Source organism: Streptomyces sp. WAC 04229, assembly GCF_003947455.1.
GTDB lineage: Bacteria > Actinomycetota > Actinomycetes > Streptomycetales > Streptomycetaceae > Streptomyces.
The window spans coordinates 1-5,772 of record NZ_QHJH01000293.1 but is presented as its reverse complement, the minus strand read 5'-3'; the positions used below and the strand labels follow the sequence as shown (position 1 = coordinate 5,772).

The following is a 5,772-nucleotide window of genomic DNA, read 5'->3' as shown; positions in this document are numbered from 1 at the left end:
GCCCCGGCCCGCCCCACCGCGTCGCCCTCATGTCGGCCTCGGGCCGCCCTCCGATCGCCCCGCGCATCGCACGAGACCGGTAATCCTGCCGATCCCCTCGGCCGCACCGCCCCTCGACAGTGGCACCGCCAGCCCATCGGCGACACCCTCCGGCGGATGTCCCGGGACGCGACCCCACGTGTTCCGGAACGTGTGCGACCACCGGCGGGGCCGCTCGCCACGACAGAGAGGACCACCCCTCGTGCAGCAGAACCCCCACACCCATGCCGCGCCCGGGTCCCGGAGCACCCGGCGGCGGCTCGCCGGACTCGCGGCGACCGTGACCGCCGTCCTCGCGCTCGGCACCCTCACCGGGCCCGGCGCCCAGGCCGCCGACAACCCCTACGAGCGCGGCCCGGCCCCCACCGAGTCGAGCATCGAGGCACTGCGCGGGCCGTACTCCGTGGCGGACACCAGCGTCTCCTCGCTCGCGGTCACCGGCTTCGGCGGCGGCACCATCTACTACCCGACCAGCACCAGCGACGGCACGTTCGGCGCCGTAGTGATCTCGCCGGGCTTCACCGCGTACCAGTCCTCCATCTCCTGGCTCGGCGCACGGCTGGCCTCGCAGGGCTTCGTCGTGTTCACCATCGACACCAACACCACCCTCGACCAGCCCGACTCCCGCGGCCGGCAACTGCTCGCCGCCCTGGACTACCTGACCGAACGCAGCTCCGTGCGCAGCCGGATCGACAGCAGCCGGCTCGGCGTCATGGGCCACTCGATGGGCGGCGGCGGCAGCCTGGAGGCCGCCAAGTCCCGGCCGTCGCTGCAGGCGGCGATCCCGCTCACCCCCTGGAACACGGACAAGAGCTGGCCCGAGGTCAGCACACCCACGCTGATCTTCGGCGCCGACGGAGACACGATCGCCCCGGTCTCCTCCCACGCCGAGCCCTTCTACTCCGGCCTGCCGTCCGGGACGGACCGCGCCTACCTGGAGCTGAACAACGCCACGCACTTCTCGCCGAACACGTCGAACACGACGATCGCGAAGTACAGCATCTCCTGGCTCAAGCGGTTCATCGACAACGACACCCGCTACGAGCAGTTCCTGTGCCCGCTGCCCCGCCCGAGCCTGACCATCGAGGAGTACCGGGGCAACTGCCCGCACGGTTCCTGACGGTCCGTCCGGTACCGGCCGGCGGTGGCCGCGGGGACGTCGCGGCCGCCGCCGGTCCGCTGTGCCGGGGCACGGCCCCCGCCCCTGCCGGTTGGGCGCCGGCACACCCGTGCAGGTGGCAGGGCCGGTGCGCCGTCCCCAGACTGCGGACCGATGCCTTCCGCACCAGGTTACGCGCGCGTAACCTCCCGGGGATGACCGGAGAGACGACCGTACGTACGGCCGTGCGGATCCACGGCCGGAGCGCACAACAGGACGCGGTGCGCGCGCTGTTGGACGGGCTGCCCGCCCGGGGCGGCCACCTTGTGGTGACCGGCGAACCCGGACTGGGCCGGACCACCCTGCTCCAGTGGGCCGCCCGTTCCTTCCGGGCCGGTCCCGTACTGCGCCTCGGGCCCGGACTCGGACCGGACGCCCCCGCCACCGCCGAGCACCTGCTCGACACCCTGCGGGAGGTGCCCGGCCCGGCCCCGGTGCTCGTGTGCGTGGACGACGCCCACCTGTGGGACGCCCCGGCCCGGGCCGAGCTGGGCCGCGCGACGCGGCGCCTGCGACCCGCCGGCCCGACCGGGGTCCTCCTCGCCGTCGCCGGACACCGGGCCCTCGACGCGGACTTCGCCCACCTGCCCGTCGTCCGCCTGGACCCGCTGAGCCCGCCGGTGGCCGCCGACCTGCTCGACGACCTGACCGACGGCGCCGTGGCGCCGGCCGTCCGCGAGCGGCTCCTGGCCGAGGCCGAGGGCAACCCGGCCCTGCTGCACGCCCTGGTCCGCCGGCTGTCACCCGCCGAACTGCGCGGGCACCTGCCGCTGCCCGCCCCCCTGGCCGACGCGGCGACCCTCGCCGAGGTGGCGGGCGATGCGCCGGCCGGCCCGTGCGGCGACGCGCGGGACCTGCTGCTGACGGTGGCGGCCGCCGTGCGGGCCACGGACGGGCCGGACGCCGACGCCGGGCTGGTCCTCGACGCCGTGCGCCGCCTGCGTCCGGAGCCCGGGCCCGGCCCCCGTCCGGCACCGCTGCCCGACCAACTCGCCCTGGCCGGCGACCGGCTGCGCTTCCACAGCGCGCTGGTCCGCCGCGCGGTCCTCGCCACCGCCGCGCCGGACCGGCGCCGCGCCGCGCACCGCGCGCTGGCCGACGTACTGGGGGCGGGCGGCGACCTGCTCCCGGCGCTGCTGCATCGGTCCTGGTCACTGGCCGCACCGGCGCCCGCGCCCCGGCTGGCCAACCGGTTGGCGGCGGCGGCCGACGGCACGGTGTCCGCGCCGTACGGGCTGCGCGCGACGGCGTACGCGCGTGCCGCCGAGCTGACGGCCGACCCGGCCGCGCGGGCCGAGCGGTACACGGCCGCGGCCGAGCAGGCCCTGCTCGCCGGTCGCCCCGAGCGGGCCCGCCCGCTGCTCACCGCCGCCCGCGACAGCGCCGCCCCTGCCGCTGTCCGGGGCCGCGCCGAACTGGTGCGGGGACTGACGGAGCTGCGGGACGGACCCGTCGGCGACGCCCACCAGTCCCTGCTGCTCGCCGCGTCCCTCCTCGCCCCCGACGCACCCACCGCCGCCGACACCGCCACCCTGGCCGCCGCCGACGCGGCCTGGGCGGCGGGCGACCTGCCGGCGTGCCTGGCGGCACTCGCGCCGGAGTCGCGGAACGACCTCCCCGTCCACCTGAACCCCGCGCCCCTGCCTGCCGCAGGGCACCTCGCAGCCGTCGTGCGTGAACACCGCGTCGGGATGCGGGCGATGCTCGAAGGACGGATCGACCGGGCCGTCGCGCCGCTCGGGCAGGTGGTGGAGCGGGGGAGGACCGACGACCGTCCCGAGGGACTGCTGCGATCGGCGGCGGCCGCGCTGCTGCTCGGGGACGTGGACGCCGCCCGCCGCGGCGGGGCCCGGGCGCTGGCCGCCGCCCGCCGGCTCGGGTCGGACGCGCTGGTGCCGCAGGCGCTGGAGTACCTCGCCTATGCCGAACTGCGCGCCGGGCGGCACCCGCAGGCCCGCACCCACGCGGAGGAGGGACTGCGCACGGCCCTGCGCACCGGACAGCGCAACACCGCCGCCCACCACCGGGCGATCCTCGCCCTCGCCGCGTCGATCGAGGAGGAGCCGGACGTCGTCGCCCGGCACGTCACCGCCGCGCTGAACACCGCCCGGCGCCACGGACTGGCCCAGGTGGCCACCCTCGCGGAGTGGGCGACGGCCCGGGCCGACCTCGGGCGGGGACGCCCCTTCGACGCCGCCGACCGGCTCGGTCTCCTCGTCCTGCCGGGACCCGGACGCGGTCACTTCGCCGTGTGGCGGCTCGCCGTGCCGTGCTTTGTGGAGGCCGCGGTCCTCGCCGGACGCCACGAGGAGACCCGCGAGGTGCTCACGGACTTCGCGGGCTGGGCGGCGTTCGGCGCCGACCCGCAGGCCGCCGCCCAACTCGCCCGCTGCCACGCCCTCCTCGCCCCGCCGGACCGCGCGGACGACCTCTTCCGGCACGCCCTGGCCCGGCACGACGAGGCGGGCGGCGACTTCGAACGGGCCCGCACCGCGCTGCTCCACGGCAAGTGGCTGCGGCGCCGCCGCAGACCCCGCGAGGCCCGCGGCCGGCTCGGCACCGCGCTGGCCGGCTTCGACCGCTGCGGCGCCGGAGTCTGGGCGGCGCAGGCGCGCGGCGAGCTGCGCGCGCTGGGGGCGCTGTCGGACGGCGCGGACACCGGGACCCTTACCCGTCTCACGCCCCAGCAACTGCGCATCGCGCGGCACGTCGCCGAGGGCGCCACCAACCGGGAGGTCGCCCTGACCCTGGCGGTCAGCACCCGCACCGTCGACTACCACCTCCGCAAGGTCTTCGCCGCGCTCGGCGTACGCTCCCGCCTGGAGCTGGCCCGCATGGTCGAGCAGGCCGAACAGGCCGAACCCGCCGAAAAGACCGGTGCACGCCCCTAGGGACCGACCGGACGGTATGCCATCCTTCGGGGCAGGACGAGTCAGGGGGCAGGCCCGGCGCGGGCGGGACGGTCCGCCGCGGGGCACCTCCGCGAGCCCTGCCCTGGGGAGGACCGCGATGCAGCACGCCGTACGGTCACGAGCAGCGATCCGCATCGGGCTGACGCCCGTGCCACGCCCGCGGACACCGAGCGTCGCGTCGTTGATGGACGCCGACGCCGTACGCGTCCTGCATCGGGCCGCCCGCGCCCTGCTCGACGACCTGCCCGACCTCACCGACCGGCTGGTGGCCCTGCTGGAGGAACAGGAACCGGCTTACCGCACGGCCCTCACCAAGGATCCCTCGGCGACCTGGCAGGAGGCCCACCGTTCGCTGCGGCACAGCGTCGCCTCGCTGCTCGACCCGCGGGGCGCGCGGGACGCCGCCCGGCGCTGCTCCTGGCGGATCGGCGCCGCCCGAGCGGAACAGGGCCTTCCGCTGGACGCCCTGCTGCACGCCTTCCGCCTCGGCGGCTCCCTGGTGTGGCAGCGGCTGGTCGAGGAGACGTCCAGGACCGCGCCGGAGGACGTCCGCCTGCTCGTGCACGTGGCAGCCGACGTGTGGAACTTCGTCGACGAGCACTGCACGCTCGTCGCGGACGCCTACCGGCAGACCGAGTGGCAGCTCGGCCGGCGCCGCGAGAACCGGGCCCGGCTGCTGGCGGCCGGCCTGCTCGACGGCACCAGCCGCATCGCCGACCTGCCGGAGGCCGCCCAGGTGCTGGACCTGCCGGAACAGGGCCGGTACGTCGTGGTCGCGGTCACCGGGGGACCGTCCGCCCGTCCCGACGCGGCCCGCGCCGCCGCCCTGCCGCCGGGCACCCGCGTCCACTGGCACGCGGGGGCGGAGGTCGACTACGGCATCGTCCTCACGGACGCCGACGGCGGGCTCCTCGAACCGCACAGCCCCTTCCCCGGCCTGCGTATCGGAGTCGGCAGCCCGGTCGACGGTCTCGCCGCCGTAGGCGACGCCCGCAGGCTCGCGGACACCGCCCTGGAGATCTGCCCTTCGGCCGGCGGCACGGTGCGGCTGGCCGACGAGCTTCCCGCCGCCCTGGTCGTCTCCAGCCCCGAGCTGGGCCGGGCCCTCGCGGACCGGGTGCTCGGCCCGCTGCTCCGCCTGGAGGCCGCCGACCGAGAGGTGCTGCTCGACACCCTCACCACGTGGCTGGACTGCGACGGTTCGGCCCAGCGGGCCGGTGAACGCCTCTACTGCCACCGCAACACGGTCCTCAACCGCCTCCGCCGCTGCGAACAACTGACCGGCCGCTCCCTGGCCCGCCCGGCCGACGTCGTCGAGATCAGCCTGGCGCTGACGGCGCGACGGGTACTCCACGACTGACCCGGGTGAGCCCGACCACCCCGTCACGGACGGTGGGCGTGGTGGCGGCGTCGAGCGTCCGCCCGCGTCCCACACGCACCACCCCCACCGCTCCACCGGGGGCGGCCTCGACCCGCACCCGCGCACGGCGGGCCAGCCGCCCCCCTACGGCCGCGCGCCATGTGGAGCGACAACCCGCTCCCGCCGCGCGAACACATACGTCGCCTCCCCGCGGCAGACCTGCCCGCTCATCGCCCCCGGCGGGCCGACGTGCCGCGCCACCGCACTCCCGCCCGCTCCCGCGGCCACACCCGCCCCACCAC

Annotated in this window: 3 protein-coding genes; all 3 read left to right on the top strand. The window is 76.9% G+C overall.

What is annotated here, in order from left to right:
• The first annotated feature begins 241 nt into the window (after positions 1–241).
• The 3 genes from DMH12_RS36660 to DMH12_RS36650 all read left to right on the top strand — a co-directional run bounded on the left by DMH12_RS36660 (position 242) and on the right by DMH12_RS36650 (position 5,470).
• On the top strand, positions 242–1,159 hold the full coding sequence (locus DMH12_RS36660) for a dienelactone hydrolase family protein (RefSeq protein WP_125495618.1): 918 nt from the start codon (positions 242–244) through the stop codon (positions 1,157–1,159).
• A 194-nt stretch (positions 1,160–1,353) separates the two neighbouring features.
• The gene (locus tag DMH12_RS36655; RefSeq protein WP_125495617.1) at positions 1,354–4,089 is read left to right on the top strand and encodes a helix-turn-helix transcriptional regulator; all 2,736 of its coding nucleotides are present in this window, start codon (positions 1,354–1,356) and stop codon (positions 4,087–4,089) included.
• Between the two features lie 118 nt (positions 4,090–4,207).
• On the top strand, positions 4,208–5,470 hold the full coding sequence (locus tag DMH12_RS36650) for a CdaR family transcriptional regulator (protein WP_125495616.1): 1,263 nt from the start codon (positions 4,208–4,210) through the stop codon (positions 5,468–5,470).
• The last annotated feature ends 302 nt before the right edge of the window (positions 5,471–5,772 follow it).

What these genes read in the sequence shown, in the direction of transcription:
- DMH12_RS36650 (WP_125495616.1), top strand. Translation starts at nt 4,208, where the DNA reads ATGCAGCACGCCGTACGGTCACGAGCAGCGATCCGCATCGGGCTGACG.
- DMH12_RS36655 (WP_125495617.1), top strand. Translation starts at nt 1,354, where the DNA reads ATGACCGGAGAGACGACCGTACGTACGGCCGTGCGGATCCACGGCCGG.